Raw genomic sequence first — 18,336 nt, 5'->3', positions numbered from 1 at the left:
CCTCCTTATTTTACTACTGTAAATAATTTCTGATATAGTTTGGTTTCAGAAATATCTTCTACAATAATTTCTTTATAAGTATTCGAATTTGTTATGATAATAGGTGTAATTGTTTTTAACCCATGTGTTTGAATTAATTCTTTATCAAATTCAATTAATAAATCCCCTTTTTTGATTTTTCTACCATCTTCTACATGTATAGTGAAAGGCTTTCCAGCTAATTTAACTGTATCTAAACCAATATGTACAAGCAATTCAATATCAGATTCTGAGCGTAACCCAATCGCATGTTTGGTAGGTGCAATCATGACAACTGCTCCATCAAATGGGGCATATAATTTATGATCTGACGGATCTACAGCTAAACCTGTCCCCATAGCACCTGAGCTAAATACTTCATCAGGTACTTTTGAAAGTGTGATAACATTACCACTAAATGGAGCACCGATTGTTTCTTCATTATTCTGTTGGATATTTGTCTCGCGTTCTTGTTTTGCTGTTAAGTTTTCACCTTCTATTTTTTCTGCTGTATCTTCACCGAATCCAAATATTTGAACTAAAATGATAGGTAAAATAATCGCAACCCCAGAACCTAATAAAATTCCCCAGATAGACATTGGGTAGTCAGCATTTATACCATTTACAATCGTTAATGGACCTGGTAACCCCGCATAGGCAAAGTAGTATGGATTAAAAAAGCTAGCTGTAATTGCACCTATAGTGCCTGAAATACATCCGAATATAAATGGCTTTTTAAATCTTAAATTCACGCCATAAATAGATGGTTCTGTAATACCAAAAAGTCCAGTAATACCCGCTGAAACTCCAACTTTGCGCACTTCTTGACTTTTCCCTTTTAAAACAACACCCAGTACGGCACCAACTTGTGCAACCACTGCAATTGTTTGATAGGCTTGGAATTAATCTCTACCATACAAATCAAAATTTGCTAACACCATAGGAGTAGTCCCCCAATGAATACCGAAAATAACTATTACTTGCCAGAACCCTCCTATAATAGCTCCAGCTAATGCGGGTACATTTTCCGCTAAGAAATTATAACCATTTGCAATTCCTGTTGCTCCCATTGTTGTAAGAGGTCCAATCAGCAACAATGTAAGCGGAACCATTATTACCATACATAAAAGCGGTACAAATAACGGCCTAATTACCTCATTGATTCGCTTATTTAAAAATCTTTCAAGATAGGACAAAGTCCACACTAAAAATAGTGGTGGTAACACTGAAGATGTATACACTGTTTCAGTTAAGGAAATACCTAGAAAAGTAATACAATTTGCGCCGCCATTTCTGTCCATAAGGGACTTACTAATGCAACACAACACGCCACTGCTATGTACATGTTTGTTTTAAAGTGCTTTGATGCTGTAATTGCGATAAAAATCGGTAAAAAAGTAAATGGCGCCCAAGAAATAAAGTTTAGAACTTGATAAGTTCCAGTTTCTACAAAGTTATCAGAGAGTAATTTTATTAATATTAGTAAACCTTGTAAAATGCCAGCTGCGGCTAAAATATAAACAAATGGGGCAAAAACCGCTGAAATGGTTGCGATTATACGGTTTAACACTATTCTTTTTTCTGCTTTTGTTTCACTAGGAATATCGGTGTTTATTAAACCTGCAAATTCTTCATAGACTTCTCCTACATGTTGCCCAATAATAACTTGAAATTGCCCACCATTTTCTACAGCCGCAATAATCCCGGGTAAACTTGCAACTTTTTCTTTGGCTTTTGGATTAGATCTCTTAAGTACCAACCTAAGCCTTGTAGCACATCGTGTAGCATTAATAACATTCGTTTCTCCGCCGACAGCTTCTAAAATATCCTTTGCAAGTTTAGGATAATCTCTAATTTTTTTTGACAATCTAACTCCCTATCTTTTTTTATTTGTGGATTTTTGATACAAAAAGAATCCTTATCATAAGGGAGTACGGCAACAAAACGCGAATTTCGTATATTATCAAGACCTAAATTAATAAATGCTTAAAATTAAAAGGCCTACACATACTAGATATTACTAATATGTGTAGGCCAGCATTGTTTTGTCTATGTTCTCTTTATAGTAACTAGTCCCTCTTGATTTTTTTCGTGATCCCATTCCACTTAAATTTCGAATGTTACTTCTTCAAAGAACAAAGGGAATCTTCTACGAATGGATTTCTACATAGGAAGATTGTAAGCTTCATTGATATTCACCCAAACAGCTTTTCCTTCTGGTGAATCTTTTAGTAAATCCCCCTTAAAGTCTTTTGTAAAATAGTTAAATATCATATATCGGTCTTTGACGATCGGATTAACATATTCATAAAGTCCTTTATAAACAAGGTTGCTAACTTCAAGATCAGTTTCCTCTTTAACTTCTCTAATGGCACTATCAACAATACTTTCCGGAAATTCCAAAACTCATTACTAAAAACACAGTATCATACGGAACATTAAACACCGTTTATGGATTGTAGTGCTAGTCCATTTATTATTTCCAAACCCATTTAGAATGATCAATAAATGGGGGCAGATTATGTTGATATTTCGTATAAATAATATCATTACATTAATTTTCTTTCGGAAGTACAATTCTTTTATACAATTGAACTGTAATAAAATAGTAAATCGAGTAAATCACTACGAAAATAATAATTGGTACCCAAATACGATTGTACGGATCAGGCAAAAGAACTCTGAACATGTTCATACCAACTAATACGTGAACAATACCCACAATTGCTGGGACTAAGAATACAAAGAATAACTCCTTATAAATTGATTGTGCTAATAACTCTCGGCGAACACCGATTTTACGAAGCATTTGATAACGTGTACTATCTTTGGATGCACCGGATAGAATTTTAAACATTAAGCAGCTTGCCATCATTGCTAAAAATGCAACTCCAACGAAAAAACCCATAAACATTAGTCCGCTGGCAAAATCATGACTCACAATATACGCTTGATACTTACTATCCAATTCTTCCGCTTTCACATTTTTATATTTTGATATCTGTAATTCATCAAGTTTTTTCCATTCTTTTATGTATGATCCAAAATCATCTGTTTTCCCCATAAACACAGTACTTTCTTTACCCTTCAACCCATCGTATATGTTTTGATCTACAATTTTCATTTCATAATCAGGATATAAATAATTTGGCTGGATCGTTCTGAAAGCCTGGATCCATTGTTTTGTGTCGGTCTCTCCTTTAACCCATTTTATTGAAAATGCACCAATGGGTAATCCCTCTGAAACTTTTTCTGTTTTCATAACTTGCAAGAAAGGGCGATTTTTTTCTAAATCTTCTTTAAGATAATAAACATACCTATCATCAACTTTGTAATGATATTCAAGTTTTTCTTGAAATAAGATACCACCCAAAATTTTCTTTTCTTCCGCTGTTGGATTATGAATGACTGAATCGTAAATTCGCATTTGATCTGTCATTTTTAGGATGTTGTTTTTAAATGCCATACCACAAGCAATTCCACCAGCACCAAGAGCTACTAAGATTGCTACTGTTGCAAGCACATTTGTTAGGCCATTAATGCGGAAATTTAATTGTGCAAAAGTAAAAGCATTGAGGCCTTTTTCACTACGTTTTTTATTACTCTTTAACTTGTTAATCATAACTGGGAGAAGTGATCCAAATAACATGTAAGTACCAACGGTTGCTGTGATTAATCCAACGGCCATTAATCCCAGACCAATTAGCGGGTTTGCATATTTCATATAGATTAGTGATGCATAACCAATACCCAATAAAATCACACCAAGGATTGCAACTACAACTGTCATTTTTCCTTTTATGGCGACACGTTCTGTTTGTGTATCTGCATGTACAAGTTGTAATACAGAAAAACGCGCTAGCTTAATACTACTTATACTTGCTGATAGTACAAATAATGCAAAGAAAAAGATGCAAGTAACCGTCATAGATGGCATGTAAAATGCTTGATAACCACTAACAGGAAGTTCTAATTGTTTCATTAGTAACTGACCGATACCTTCTGCGAGCCCTACACCAACTGTAATTCCAATCACAAGAGATGCGGCACCTAATATAATTGTTTCGATAAACATAAGTAAGGTAACTTTATGCTTTTTTGTTCCTAACATCATATACATACCAAATTCTTTTTGGCGAAGAGATGATAAGAAAGAGTTTGCATATAAAATATAAAAAAATGTGATAAACGCTAACAAAAAGGACCCAATTTTAAATACAGACACAATATCCCTAATAGAAGAGTTAGATTCAAGGAACGCCTTATTGAGTGCTAATGTTTGAAACATATAAAAAGTTGAAATAGAGACAATAAGACCAACAAGTAAGACAATGTAATCTTGCAACTTACTTTTTAGGCCTGACATGGAAAGCTTAAATAACATGATTGAACTTCCTTCCTTACGCTTTTTGTGTACCTAAGTTTGCAAGCACGTCTAAAATTTCTTTATAGAACTCTTCACGTGTACCACCGCAATAAATTTCTTTATATAGCTCACCATCTTGAATGAATAAAATACGCTGACAGTAACTTGCACTATATGGATCATGAGTAACCATCATAATAGATACCCCTTGCTCTTTATTTAAGTTTGTCATCGCATCAAGTAAACTCGTTGCATTTTTAGAATCCAGCGATCCTGTTGGCTCGTCCCCTAAAATAATTGCTGGTTCATGCACTAACGCACGTGCTGCTGCTGAACGTTGCTTCTGTCCACCAGATACTTCAGATGGATACTTTTGAAGTATTGCTGAAATGCCTAACATATCAGCTACTTTTTCTACTTTCGGTCCAATATTTCGTGATGAAACACCTTGAAGTGAAAGTGGAAGAGCGATGTTTTCGTAAATAGATAAGTTCTCTAATAAGTTAAAGTCTTGGAAAATGAACCCTAACTTTTGTGAACGGAAATCAGAAAGCTCACCTTGTTTCATTTTCGTAATATCCGTTCCTGCAATTTCAACAACGCCGCCCGTTGCTTTATCTAACGTTGAAATTACATTTAATAATGTCGTTTTACCAGAACCAGAAGGTCCCATAATTCCGACAAACTCACCCTCTTGAATTGAGAATGAAACACCTTTTAACGCGTGTGAGTGATTCTCACCTTTTTTACCGTACACTTTTTGGACGTTTTTCACATCTACAACTGGTTTTGTCATATATATCCTCCTACGTTTGTTTTTTCATTTCTTTAAAATAAGCTGCTATTCTTATTTACTTTTAATAAAATTTTCATGTTGCATCCACCTTAAAGCTAAAATGAAAACTTTCTTCTTTATCTACTTCACTCACCTCATCGCTTTCAATATATACATGATAAACTATGAAAATTAGAAAACACCCCGTAAAAACCTTAAGAATTCTTAAGATTTTATAAAAAAAAAGCTTATGGAACCTGTAATTCCATAAGCCATTCTATTTGATTGGATGTTCAACAATAAAGGACATCCAGCCGTCTTTATACTCTGCATGTATATTACCATGATGAAGTTCAACAATTCTTTTTGAGATAGCAAGTCCTAGACCATTTCCCTGGTCATCTTTTCTTGCCTTATCTCCCCTGAAAAACCTTTCAAACAATTTATTTGGATCGCTAACAGGTGGCTTCTCGACTTTATTTGATACTTTTAAAATTGCTTTGTTACCTATTAGTTCAAGACTTATTGATAATTCGGATGGTTTCATGCTGTACTTTATCGCATTCATAAACAGGTTTTCATAAACACGTACCATTTTTTCTACATCCATGAAAATAGGTATTGTTTCTTCCGTTATTGATTTTTGAACGATTAAACCTTCCTTTTCAAATATAGGTATGTATTCTCCAACTATTTGCTCCAACAAACCTGATAAATCAACTTCATTAAGGTTTAACTTAGCATCGAGGTCTGATAAACGGGTATATTCAAACAGTTCATCAATTAGATATTTCAGTCTCTGTGATTTTAAATAAGTGGTTTCGAGGTATTCCTGTAATTGTGTTTTACTGTCGTATTGCCCTCTTTTTAATAAATCTACATATCCGATAATAGATGTCAACGGTGTGCGTAAGTCATGAGATACGTTGGTAATGAGTTCATTTTTTGTACGTTCTAATCGTCTTTCCTGTTCAAATGTATTCTCCAATTCCTTGGACATATAATTAATATTTTGAGCAAGTTGGGTCAATTCGTCCCTACTTTCTATTCTGATTGTTAAACCAAGTTTTCCATTAGCAATATGGTGAACGCTCTCGGTAATAAGTTTCAAATATAATAATTTTTTCCGCACCATTAACAAAAATACTGCAATAAAGATAAAGATTATGATTGAAAACAAAATTAGCGTATAAATATAACCTGTAACTAGAGTAACTTCGGGCAGATAATTTTTTACGGATAGATGATAAAGCAATTTACTGAAGAGAAATATCGCACCAAGTGAAACAAAAAAACTAATTGCTACCGCAATAAGAAGTTTTGCAACTAACTTATTTCTAAGTTTAAACATCCTCATATTTTATATCCTACTCCCCATACTGTTTTAATGTAGATGGGATGTTTGGAATCTTCTTCTATTTTATCTCTAATTCTTGTAATGTGTACCATTACATTATTATCCGATTTGTAAAAATTCTCCTTCCAAACAGCTTCATATATTTTTTCAATGCTTAAGACCATCCCTTTGTTACGAGCAAGAAGTTCAAGTATATCGAATTCTTTAGGAGTAAGCCTGGTTTCCTTTCCCCTTACCCATACTTGACGTGCATCTGTATTCAAGGTCAAATTACCAATTTCAATAATATTTTTATTCTTGTTCGTTTCAGTATTATATTTTGTATATCTTCTTAATTGAGATTTTACTCTAGCAATTAATTCTAATGGGTTAAACGGTTTTGACAAATAATCATCGGCACCAGAAGTAAGCCCCTGAATTTTATCCATATCTTCGGATTTTGCAGAAAGCATGATAATGGGAATAGTTCGTTCTTCCCTAATCTTCATACATGCTTTAATTCCATCCATGTTAGGCATCATAATATCCAAAATAATGAGATCAAACTCTTTTTCTTCCAACTGTTTTAAGGCCTCAATAGCATCTTCAACCTTTTGAGTTTGCAAACCTTCATTTTCCAAATAAATAGAAATAAGATTTCTGATTTCTTTATCATCATCAACAATAAGAATTTTAGCTTCCATATTTTTCTCCCTTATTTTTTGGTGTTGAACAGCTAAAAACAAAAGCAGGTGGTACGTTTCTAGGCTCCCATTTCTCATCTATTGTATCAAAAAACTGATTAAGGAACTTCTTTTTAAATTTTGTATATTGAAAAGTAATAAATACCCCATCTTTCTTTAAAATTTTTGTGGTAGTTAATAAAATTTCATCTGAAACATTTTGGGGCAAACTAGCAAAAGGAAGACCAGAAACAATATAGTCTGCATAAGGAATAGAGAAGTTTTTTAGATACTCGTCGATATTTTCCGCAGACCCCCATACAATGAATAAATTTTTCTCTTTTTTAAATTTTTCTTTCAACATTAAATAAAACTCTCTATTATTTTCCACTAGCATAAGAGTGGTATTCGAATTTCGTTTTTTAAGTAATTTCTCAGTGAATACACCCGTACCTGGCCCATATTCAATAATATATTTAGCGTTCTCAAAATTAATGTTTTCCATCATTTTTTCTGCGAGAAACTTTGAACTTGGAAGTACTGCACCAACGTTTCTTGGATTAGTTATACATTGAGATAAAAAAGACAAATGCTTCATATTTAGTCACTCCAATAGATTAACTTTACAACCATAGTTTAAAATCCAAACATGAAGAAACTGGAGTGAAAATCCTTAAGAATCCTTAAGATTTAAAAAAACTGTTAAAATTTCTCGGCTTCAACAGAAAAAATGCAGGAGTTTACACTCCTACGTTTTTTTACTCATATCGTAAACATTCAATTGGATCAAGTTTTGCAGCTTTGTTAGCTGGTAGTAAACCAAATGCAATACCGATTAGCATTGAAATGCCTACTGCAAGAAGTCCAAGTTCTGTTGAGACAACGAGAGGCCATCCGGCAAAGATTGAGACGATCCAAGCGAAGAAAATACCGAGCATGAATCCGATGAAACCACCTAGTCCAGTCAAAATACAAGATTCAATTAAGAATTGTGTTAATACTTTACCGCGTGTTGCACCAAGTGCTTTACGAATACCGATCTCACGTGTACGTTCTGTTACGGATACAAGCATAATATTCATTACACCGATACCACCAACAAGTAAGGAGATAGCAGCGATACCACCGAATACCATTTTCATCATACCGATTGATTCGTCTAATTGCTTCGTAAATTCACCCATATCTTGAGCTTTAAATTTATGCTCAAATTTAGGAGCTTTCATCTCGTTCAAAATAGAAACAGCTTGTTTTTCTACACTTTTACGTTCTGTTGGTGAAGTTAGTGTTAATTTTACAGAGTCATACTCAGTTACTCCTGAAATGACAGGAGCATTTTCAAGTGATGTATAACCTGCTGACATAGCCATTCCGGAATCATTTTTTGCTTCATAAACACCGACTACTTTATACGGTTTTCCTTTTATGTCTGTATATAGATTTGGTTCCCAACCATTAAATAATTTGTTGAAAGTTTCTTCATTTAAAATAACTGCAGAGATTGCTTGTTTTAGTTCACTATCGTTTAATTCCCGACCGTGAACTAATTTTATTTTCGCATCTGTCATAAAGGCGACTGTTCCACCTTTTAGATTAAGAGAGACATCTTTTGAACCAGAAGATGCTTTTACTTTCATACTCACATCTGGATCAACATCTTTAACGCCTGGCACAGTTTGAAGACGTTTGAGCATATCAGTTGTGATTTTGGCACTATCTGTTCCATAATCGGGGTTGTTATAGTAAATGGTTACTTCCGTATCTTTTCCTTGCCCTAATTCTTTTTTAAACTTTGCGTTTGTACCATCACCCATTGAAATGATGGTAATGATGGCGCTAATACTGATAATAATTCCTAGCATCGTTAAGATAGAACGCATTTTATGAGCAAAGATAGAGGAAAGGGCCATGCGTATAGTTTCACTCGTGTTCAAAATTAACCTCTCCAATCTTGGACGATATTTCCGTCACGAATTACAATTTGGCGGGCAGCCGCTTCACCGATTTCACGATCGTGGGTAATCATAATGATTGTTGAGCCTTGCTTGTTTAATTCATAAAAGAGGTCCATAATTTGTGTACTTGTTTTCGTATCAAGTGCACCTGTCGGTTCATCGGCTAAAATAAATTTCGGGTTATTTACGATTGCACGAGCAACCGCAACACGCTGTTTTTGTCCACCTGATAATTCATTTGGCAGGTGAGTAGCACGATCAGCTAAACTTACTTTTGTTAAAGCAGCTAATGAGCGCTCACGTCTTTCTTTTTTATCGACTCCAGCGTAAATAAGAGGTAATTCAATATTTTGTAGTGCTGTAAGTCTTGGTAGTAACATGAAGTTTTGGAATACGAATCCGATTTCTTTATTACGAACATGTGCAAGTTCTGTTTCAGACATGTTTGAAATATTTTGACCAGCTAGTTCGTACGTACCTGTCGTTGGTTTATCTAAGCAACCGATAATGTTCATTAATGTTGATTTACCAGAACCAGACGGTCCCATAATAGAAGTGAATTCTCCTTGGTTCAGAGTTACGTCAATTCCGTGTAATATTTGAACGGCTTCTGCACCATTTTGGAAGGATTTCGTGATGCCTTTTAAATTAATCATTCAACGACAACCTCCATACCATCTTTTAAATCTTTTTCAGGTTTAGAGATAATTTGTTCTCCTTTTTTCACTCCAGAAACTTTTGCTTCGCTATCTGTCTCGAATTCAACAGTAATCGCTTGTTCTTTCGCTTTACTGTCTTTTACAACGAAGACAACATTTTTGTCACCTTTTTTCACAATGCTGCTTTTCGGAACAATCGTACCAGTTGCTTCGCCAGATTTACTCGTTACGTATACATGGAAGCCGTTTTGTAATTCTTCACTATTATCTAATGTGACAGTGAATTGATAATTAGAAACAGTTTTATTTTCGTCCATACTCTTTAATGGTGTAGAACCGATTTCTGTTACTTTCCCTATCCAATTCTTACCAGTGACAGTTTTTGATGAGACAGTTACTTCTTGCCCAACTTTCATGCTAGCAAGTTCATGTTCAGAAAGTTGACCTTTTACTTTAAATGGACCAGCGTGACGAAGTGTAATGCCACTCATACCTGTTTTTTCATCAGCAGTTTTTACGATATCATCAATTACACCATCAGCAGGACTCGTTACAGAAAGTGTGTTTACTTTCTCTTTTGCTTCTTTAATCATTTCATCAGATTTTTCAACTTCAAATTTTTTCATTTCAAGTTGTGATTCTAATTGTTGCACTTCGATTTCCGATGCTTTTAATGCTTCCTTAGGAAGACCAGCATTTTTATCTTTTTGTAATTTTTGTTTCGCTGCATCAAGTTGTTTTTGATACAATGTTACTTCTTTTTGTGCGATTTTCTTTTGCATTTCTGCTTCCGTTACACCTTGTTTAGCAGTAGGGGCATTATATTTAAACAGAAGCTGACCTTTTTTCACTTCATCGCCTTTTTTAACAGCTGATTCATACGTACCTTTTGTTGGATCGAATGAAATTGTTTCAATTCCATTTGGAATAACTTCACCGCCAAATTTTTGTGCATTTTCAATTTGTTTTTCTATAACTTTATAACCGCTATATTCCATTGCTACTTCCGAACCGCCGCCAGCAAATGCAAAATATGATCCAGCAGCAATTCCAATTGCTACTACACTAGTAATTAACACTTTATTTTTCTTCTTCATCTATTTATCACCTTTTCAATGAGATTGTCACTATGTATCCACCTGAAAGCTACAAAGAAAATTTTCTTTTTTAATTTCTTCACTCTCCTCATCGCTTTCAATACATACATGATAAACTATGAAAATTAGGAAACACCCCGTAAAATTCTTAAGAATTCTTAAGTTTTATAAAAAAAGCTTATGGAACCTATAATTCCATAAGCCATTCTATTTAATTGGATGTTCAACAATAAAGGACATCCAGTCGTCTTTATATTCTGCATGTATATTGCCATTATGAAGCTCAACGATTCTTTTTGAGATAGCAAGCCCCAGACCATTTCCCTGGTCATCTTTTCTTGCCTTGTCCCCCCTGAAAAACCTTTCAAACAATTTATTTGGATCGCTAACAGGCGGTTTCTCGACTGTATTTGACACTTTCAAAATTGCTTTGTTATCCATTAATTCAAGACATACGGATAATTCGGATGGTTTTATGCTGTACTTTATCGCATTCATAAAGAGATTTTCATATACACGTACCATTTTTTCTACATCTATGAAGATAGGTATTGTTTCTTGTGTGATTGATTTTTGAACGATTAAGCTTTCCTTTTCAAATATAGGAATGTATTCTCCAACTATTTGCTCCAACAAACTTGATAAATCAACTTCATTAAGATTTAACTTAGCATCTATGCCTGATAAACGAGTATATTCAAACAACTCATCAATTAAATATTTCAGTCTCTGTGACTTTGAATACGTGGTTTCAAGGTATTCCTGTAATTGTGTTTTACTGTTGTATTGCCCTCTTTTTAATAAATCTATATAGCCAATAATAGATGTTAACGGTGTGCGTAAATCATGAGATACATTGGTTATAAGTTCATTTTTTGTACGTTCTAATCGTCTTTCCTGTTCAAATGTATTTTCCAATTTCTTGGACATATAGTTGATATTTTGAGCAAGTTGGGTTAATTCGTCCTTCCCGTTAATCCCAATAGTCAAACCCAGTTTTCCATTGGCAATATCATTCACATTATCAGAAATGAGCTTCAAATATACTATTTTCTTTCGAACCAATATCAAAAAAATTACTATAAAGTTAAAGATTGCGAACGTGAATAAGAGCAACATTGCGAATCTGAATTCAAACATGCCAAAATCTTCGTGTTTTATAAATAATGGATCTATGACGTATACCAAAATGAGGATTGTTAAACCAAATGAAACAAAAAAACTAACTGCAACAGCACCAAGAAGTTTTATAATGATCCTATTTCTAAAACTAACATTCTTCATATTTTATACCCAATTCCCCAAACAGTTTTAATATAAATGGGATGTTTAGAATCCTCTTCAATTTTGTCTCTTATTTTTGTAATATGCACCATGACGGTATTATCTGATTTATAAAAAACCTCTTTCCAAACTGCTTCATATATTTTTGCAACACTCAGGACAATCCCTTTGTTACGGGCAAGTAGTTCGAGAATATCAAACTCTTTTGGAGTTAGCCTTGTTTCCTTTCCCCTTACCCATACTTGACGTGTATCTGTATTCACGGTTAAATCGCCAATTTCTAGGATGCTTTTATTATGATTTATTGACGTATTGTATTTTTTAAACCTTCTTAATTGGGATTTTACCCTAGCGATTAATTCCAATGGATTAAACGGTTTTGTTAAATAATCGTCTGCACCAGAGGCTAGACCCTGAATTTTGTCTATATCCTCAGATTTTGCAGATAGCATAATGATAGGCATATTGCGGTCTTCCCTAATCTTCATACACGCTTCAATACCATCCATATTAGGCATCATAATATCTAAAATAATAAGATCAAACTCCTTTTCTTCTAACAGTTGTAAAGCTTCAATAGCATCTTCAGCCTTTTGAGTTTTCAGACCTTCATTTTCCAAATAAACAGAGATAAGATTTCTAATCTCTTTATCATCATCAACAATAAGAATTTTTGACTCCATATTATTCCTCCACTTTTTTTCTAATATTGAACAATTAAAGACATTTGCAGGTGAGACATGTCTATCGTCTCTTTATTGTTAACTTGCAAACGGAAAACAAGAAATAACATAATGAATATAGTGATATCAATCCCCTAATATATTGTTCAATATATACTGCTAAGCCATATTACAATTCATAAGATTCCTTCTTCTTATAATTAATTTCCCTTTTAATACACGTGTGCTTGGCCCATATTTGACAATGTAATTTACTTTCTTCAAATCAATTCCTTCAATCATTTTATCTCCAATAAACCTTAAACTTGGAAGGGCTGCACCAACTGATTTTTGGCTCATTATATACAGAAATAAGAAAGTGAATTGTATTCATACTTAATCACCCCACTGGTAAGAATTCTTACTCATACTCTAGAATCCAACCCTTAAGAAAAAGGGGCAAAAGTTCTTAAGAATTCTTAATCTTTCTACAGCAGTTTGTCTTAAAAATATATAGTCACTCTTGAAATGTCCACTATTAGCTTCTCATTGTAATAATATTTATTAATAACACCTAAAAAATAAAGTAAAGTATTAGATTCAACTTCCAATAATCCAAGAGGGAGTCCATAGTAATTTATAGAAGATTCTGGGGTAGGCATTACATTAAATAATATCGTAAAGAAATTCGTAAATTTAGTAAGATATATACGCTAGCCCAAAAGGAGACTGGTGCAAATTTTCTTAGCAGATAAAAAGTTGGTATGATTGCAGATGGATTTTATGCGATCGTTAGTAATTGATGTAATTCATCGTACACTAAAAAAACGAAATTTCGTTGTTGCAAAAGGATTATGAATATCTAATCCAATTAGAAGAATACAATAATCAATTATCCGAAGTTAACTTCATACAAAACTAATAACAAGCATTAAAAAACTTTGCCTACTCTTTAAAATGGAAACATAATCTATTTATCAAGTAGTCAATAATGAATAGAAATTTTGGGGCGCTTTACAAAGAGACTCCGCCTTTTCAGCGTACAATGAATCTCAACAATTACTAGCTACTTCCTAAACATTGTTTCTCATTTATCAACCTGTTTATGCTGGTTATAAAATTTGCAACAGAATCAACAATTTCTTTATATTACTTATTAACCATTAGTTGCTGGATCTTCTCCTGTATTCCCATCATAACTTGGTTGCGTTGGCGTTCCACGACCATCCCCATTGTTTGGCGGCGCTGTATTTCCTTGACCACTACCGTTGTTTGGCGATGTTGTATTTCCTTCGCTTCTACTATTGTTTAGCTCACTTTGCTTTTGCTCTTCTGGTTTCTTTTGCTTTTCTTGTTGCTTATTTTGATTATTATTACTTGGCTGTTCAGTCATATTTGAGGAAGAATCACGTTTCTCACCTTTAATACGTAATTCGCTACCTTCTTGAACTACACTGTTCGGCATTTTAAATTGCGACTTATCTGTAGCAAACTTACTCATCATTTCTTTAAAAATTAACTGAGCAATTTTCGTATTTTTACTACTAATATAATCGTCTTTACTATCTTTAATATATCCAGTCCATACTGCCATCGTATATTGTGGTGTATAACCAGCAAACCAACTATCACGAGTTGCACTTTCTGGTAGATTATATTGTGCTATTTGTTCTAAAGAATAGTTTGTTGTCCCTGTTTTACCCGCTACATCTAAAGAACCTATATTAGCTGCTGTACCCAACCCAGAAGAAACAAAAGTACGAAGCATATCAGTAATCATATATGCTGTAGAATCCTTCATAACTCGTTTGGGCTTTTGCTCAAAGCTTTTTGATTTACCATCTGAATAAACGACTCTCTTAACAAAATGTGGCTTCGTATACTTACCATCATTACCAAATGCCGCATAGGCACCTGCAATTTCAGTTGGTGACGCTTCATTTGTACCTATCGCTGTTGATTCGGTCGGTGCTACATTAAATGTAATACCTAGCTTTTCAGAGAAAGCTTTTGATTTATTCATTCCTACTTCTTTTGCAGTTTTAATTGCCGGGATATTTCGGGACGTTTTCAATGCATCACGCATTGTAATTGGTCCTAAATGCTTTCTATCTGCATTTCTAACTTCTTGTCCTGTTGAATACTTAAATGGAGAGTCGTCAATTTGATGGTAAGTAGCCCATTTTAAATATTCAATTGCAGGAGCGTAATCAAAAATTGGTTTCATCGTTGAACCTGCTGAACGATTTAATTCAATCGCTATATTATGTCCTTTAAATACAGCTTTATTTTCACCACGCCCGCTACCAATTGCACGAATTTCTCCTGTTTTCGTATCCATAAATGTGAAAGCCCCTTGGAATTTCTCATTTGGATAATTTATAATGTTTTCATTTAAAAGCTTGTCCGCAAAATCCTGTGCCTTTTGGTCTAATGTAGTATAAATTTCTAAGCCGTCAGATCCAATATTAGCATCTGGCAACTCTTTTTCAACCTCTTTCACAACCGCATCCATAAACGCAGGATATGGCATTTCTTTTTGTTCAGTTGCTTTCTTAAGTCCTTCTGTTACTGGAACTTTTGATGCTTCTTCCATTTCTTTTTTTGTAATATAACCATGTCGATTCATTAATTCAAGTACAACATTTCTTCTTTCTGTTGCTTTTTTGATATTTTTTTCTTTTGTTGGATCATAGTTATTAGGTGCTTTCATTAAACCAGCAAGCATCGCAACTTCTGGTAGTGTTAAATCTTTCAATTCCTTACCATAGTAATTTTGTACTGCTGTTGCGATTCCGTATGAACGGTTGCCTAAGTAAACTTTATTTAAATACATTTCTAAAATTTCATGTTTTGAATACTGTTGTTCTAGCTTATACGCTAAAAATATTTCTTGCGCCTTTCGCTTTGACGTTTTTTCCATCGATAAGAAGTAATTTTTAATAACTTGCTGAGTAATCGTACTTCCACCTTGAGAGCCGTAATCACCTTTTAGGCTGACTAAAACTGCACGTGCAGTACCTTTAAAGTCTACGCCACTGTGCTCGTAAAAACGTGCATCTTCTGTCGCTAAAAACGCATTTTCTACTAATTTAGGAATTTGATCATACATAATATTCGTTCGTTTTTCTTTCCCATATTCATATATCAATTTTCCATCTTTATCATAAATTTTTGAGGATAACGGATTAACAAGTTTTGCTTTCTCAAGTTTTGGTGCATCCTTGATCATAACGAAAAAAGTAGCAACTCCTGCGACTAACCCTACAATACCAAGTAGTAAGCAACTGATTAAAAATTTGCGAAGAAACAATGTTTTACCTTGTTGTTTTTGTTTTTTAGAAGTTGGTTGTTTTTTCTTTTTAACTTGTCGTCGCTCCTCTCGAGAACGATAATTTTCTGACATGTTACTTTCTCCTGCCTTTCAATTCTCCCGTTGATTTACTTAAAACTATTGAGGTCACCTTTAGAAATATACTTATATTAAAAAAGTATGGTAATCGAGATTAGTAAATATTTTTCTAATCAGCAGATTATAAAACTTAGATTAACTCTTGAACAAAATAGTTTCATATCTATTCTTTATAATAATGCTGCCCTTTAAAGTAAGGGAATTGTGAGCTGTTCCTCACCTCTTTGTACTATATCTAATGTTTGTAATAGTGAGTTCTTGAATTACTCGTCTAATTTAATGGTTCTTGTTAGCATAATCATAATGAAAAGAATGTAAAAAACGATTCTTTTGATGTAAAAAAGAATCGACTTCTAATTTTATCCTATAGATGGTATGGAATATAGGGAATCAGAAAGCAAAGGTAAAATCAATACCCTCACTTGAGAGCATCTATTGTAACCTTGGCAGTCTGCGCGATTAGCTCAGTATCATATATAACATCTTGACTGGACAGAATTGCAATGATAATCGGTTCTCTGGTTCTCTATTCGGTGGCTAAACGATGGCAATATCATTAGGTGTTCCGTAGCTTCCGGCTCCAGATTTATCATCGACTTCCCAATCTTTTGGTACACCAGCATGGATGAGTTCGTCTCCTGTAGCGTTTCCACGCATCCAATCCGTAGGGATTTTACGTTTATCAGTTTGGAGTGCATCTCTGACCGTGAAAGCCTTAAGATTGGTAGCAAGTGTTTTTGCTGTACTTGTATCACAAATGTCTCCCGGAATAGCTTCGTTCAAATCCTTTAGGTCCGTCTAATTTCTTGAATAAAGTGTTCCCCGCAGTGTTATCACTGTAACGAATAGCAGCCTCCGCAATTTTCCCAAGAGTCATACCGCTATCCACATGTTTCTCTGTAATTGGTAAATACTCTACTAAATCATCTTTTGTATAAGTGATAACTTCGTCTAATTTGTCAATTGGATATTGTAGTAACAATACCCCTGTAACCAGAGCCTTAAAGGTAGATGCGTAAACAAACCGTTCATTAGGTGATCGATAAGTAACTGCCCCGTTTGTACTGGTGTCGATTTCATAGACACCCAGTCGAGCGTCAAACTTTTTCTCGAGTTGTGCGAATTCTCAATGAGCCGCATGATTTGTATGTTTAGTTTTCTCTACTTTTTCTTTTGCTTCCACCTACAATGGTTCACCTGTAAAAAGTTTTACACTTGCAAGACTTAAACTTAGTATTCCAACACACATCCCTATTTTTAACATCCTTGTACTTTTCAAGATAATCAGTCCTTTCGTATTTTGCAGTACTTAAAATAGATGTCAAACCAGATTCAGTGTATCAAGTTTGGGCACTAAGTTTTTAGGATTACACTTAATAGACAATCTAAGTAATAAATTTGTTCCACATTTACAAATAAATTAAATTTAAGATAAAATAAAATCTTTGGTTTGTATAGTAACGGAACAGAAATGGTAATAGGGGTACGGCAATATCGCCATTAAGCTAAGATTTTAAAGTACCCCCTAAACGAAAATTTTCTTTCTCTAAAGGTAGTTACTTTGAGAAGTCAGATCACTTTTTTCGTTTTTGGGGCTAATTAGTTTTTTAACTTGATACGTTATGGTGGAACCCAATATGTAATTATAGTTATAGATAATTGTAATTCTTAAATACAGTTATCATGCTGATATTCTTCACAAATATTTAGATGTTGATAGTAGGATACTAAGGTATGTTATTTTGAAAGTATAAGATACGGATATTGTCTTATGATTTCTACTAATTTTTATCCAATTTCCTTCTGTTTTCCCAACTCTATTAATATTTATGTTTATAGTTAAAGAAATAGGGGATTTCCCTTCTAGAAGCGCTTCAAAAACTACTGTTCCTTCTGGCTTATCATGATTAGCCAGAGCGGTTTCAAAGGCCTTTTCTGTTGCATCAGTTAAGTAAAACATACCTTTATCCTTTACACCTGGATTGCCAATACAATCCTTTTGATAGCTGTCTAGATTATTGTTACTAAGAAATATGAATTTCGTACATTATCAAGAATTTTTTTCTAAAAAATCCTTAAGAGAAAAAAC

At 33.9% G+C, this 18,336-nt stretch carries 13 protein-coding genes and 2 pseudogenes; all 15 read right to left on the bottom strand.

Translation table 11 applies throughout. The annotated features are described in order from the left end of the window. Window positions 1–5 precede the first annotated feature (5 nt). The 15 genes and pseudogenes from MHH59_RS12310 to MHH59_RS12240 all read right to left on the bottom strand — a co-directional run bounded on the left by MHH59_RS12310 (window position 6) and on the right by MHH59_RS12240 (window position 18,207). A pseudogene (locus MHH59_RS12310) lies at window positions 6–1,885 on the bottom strand (beta-glucoside-specific PTS transporter subunit IIABC). A 296-nt stretch (window positions 1,886–2,181) separates the two neighbouring features. Continuing rightward, window positions 2,182–2,421: an NUDIX domain-containing protein gene (locus MHH59_RS12305; RefSeq protein WP_233156266.1), complete on the bottom strand. Its 240-nt coding sequence runs from the start codon at window positions 2,419–2,421 to the stop codon at window positions 2,182–2,184. A 151-nt stretch (window positions 2,422–2,572) separates the two neighbouring features. Continuing rightward, window positions 2,573–4,402: an ABC transporter permease gene (locus tag MHH59_RS12300; RefSeq protein ID WP_340851282.1), complete on the bottom strand. Its 1,830-nt coding sequence runs from the start codon at window positions 4,400–4,402 to the stop codon at window positions 2,573–2,575. A gap of 16 nt (window positions 4,403–4,418) precedes the next feature. Then, window positions 4,419–5,180: an ABC transporter ATP-binding protein gene (locus MHH59_RS12295; protein WP_016126981.1), complete on the bottom strand. Its 762-nt coding sequence runs from the start codon at window positions 5,178–5,180 to the stop codon at window positions 4,419–4,421. A 256-nt stretch (window positions 5,181–5,436) separates the two neighbouring features. Continuing rightward, complete coding sequence (locus MHH59_RS12290; RefSeq protein ID WP_016126980.1) at window positions 5,437–6,516, bottom strand: HAMP domain-containing sensor histidine kinase; 1,080 nt, start codon at window positions 6,514–6,516, stop codon at window positions 5,437–5,439. Beyond that, on the bottom strand, window positions 6,513–7,199 hold the full coding sequence (locus tag MHH59_RS12285) for a response regulator transcription factor (RefSeq protein ID WP_016126979.1): 687 nt from the start codon (window positions 7,197–7,199) through the stop codon (window positions 6,513–6,515). The genes MHH59_RS12290 and MHH59_RS12285 overlap by 4 nt, the downstream gene beginning before the upstream one ends. Next, window positions 7,189–7,776, bottom strand: coding sequence for a class I SAM-dependent methyltransferase (locus MHH59_RS12280; RefSeq protein ID WP_003193211.1), 588 nt, complete (start codon window positions 7,774–7,776; stop codon window positions 7,189–7,191). Before MHH59_RS12280 ends, MHH59_RS12285 begins: the two co-directional genes overlap by 11 nt. A 160-nt stretch (window positions 7,777–7,936) precedes the next feature. After that, window positions 7,937–9,088 carry an ABC transporter permease gene (locus MHH59_RS12275; protein ID WP_003193210.1) on the bottom strand — a complete coding sequence of 384 codons (1,152 nt, stop codon included), beginning with the start codon at window positions 9,086–9,088 and terminating at the stop codon, window positions 7,937–7,939. A gap of 26 nt (window positions 9,089–9,114) precedes the next feature. After that, window positions 9,115–9,789, bottom strand: coding sequence for an ABC transporter ATP-binding protein (locus MHH59_RS12270; protein WP_016126976.1), 675 nt, complete (start codon window positions 9,787–9,789; stop codon window positions 9,115–9,117). Next, the gene (locus MHH59_RS12265) at window positions 9,786–10,889 is read right to left on the bottom strand and encodes an efflux RND transporter periplasmic adaptor subunit (protein WP_340851275.1); all 1,104 of its coding nucleotides are present in this window, start codon (window positions 10,887–10,889) and stop codon (window positions 9,786–9,788) included. Before MHH59_RS12265 ends, MHH59_RS12270 begins: the two co-directional genes overlap by 4 nt. Before the next feature lie 207 nt (window positions 10,890–11,096). Continuing rightward, the gene (locus tag MHH59_RS12260) at window positions 11,097–12,173 is read right to left on the bottom strand and encodes a sensor histidine kinase (protein ID WP_016126974.1); all 1,077 of its coding nucleotides are present in this window, start codon (window positions 12,171–12,173) and stop codon (window positions 11,097–11,099) included. Beyond that, window positions 12,170–12,856 carry a response regulator transcription factor gene (locus MHH59_RS12255; RefSeq protein WP_002147746.1) on the bottom strand — a complete coding sequence of 229 codons (687 nt, stop codon included), beginning with the start codon at window positions 12,854–12,856 and terminating at the stop codon, window positions 12,170–12,172. Before MHH59_RS12255 ends, MHH59_RS12260 begins: the two co-directional genes overlap by 4 nt. A 1,135-nt stretch (window positions 12,857–13,991) precedes the next feature. Continuing rightward, window positions 13,992–16,241: a transglycosylase domain-containing protein gene (locus MHH59_RS12250; RefSeq protein ID WP_340851272.1), complete on the bottom strand. Its 2,250-nt coding sequence runs from the start codon at window positions 16,239–16,241 to the stop codon at window positions 13,992–13,994. Window positions 16,242–16,665: 424 nt separating this feature from the next. Next, window positions 16,666–17,532: pseudogene (locus MHH59_RS12245) on the bottom strand (serine hydrolase). Between the two features lie 411 nt (window positions 17,533–17,943). After that, window positions 17,944–18,207 (bottom strand): hypothetical protein, encoded by a 264-nt coding sequence (locus tag MHH59_RS12240; protein WP_016126970.1) that lies wholly within the window; start codon window positions 18,205–18,207, stop codon window positions 17,944–17,946. Between the last annotated feature and the right edge of the window lie 129 nt (window positions 18,208–18,336).

This window comes from Bacillus sp. FSL E2-0195, from assembly GCF_038003645.1.
Classification (GTDB): Bacteria; Bacillota; Bacilli; order Bacillales; family Bacillaceae_G; genus Bacillus_A; species Bacillus_A mycoides.
The sequence above is the reverse complement of the archived record's forward strand: the minus strand, read 5'-3'. Positions and strand labels throughout refer to the sequence as shown.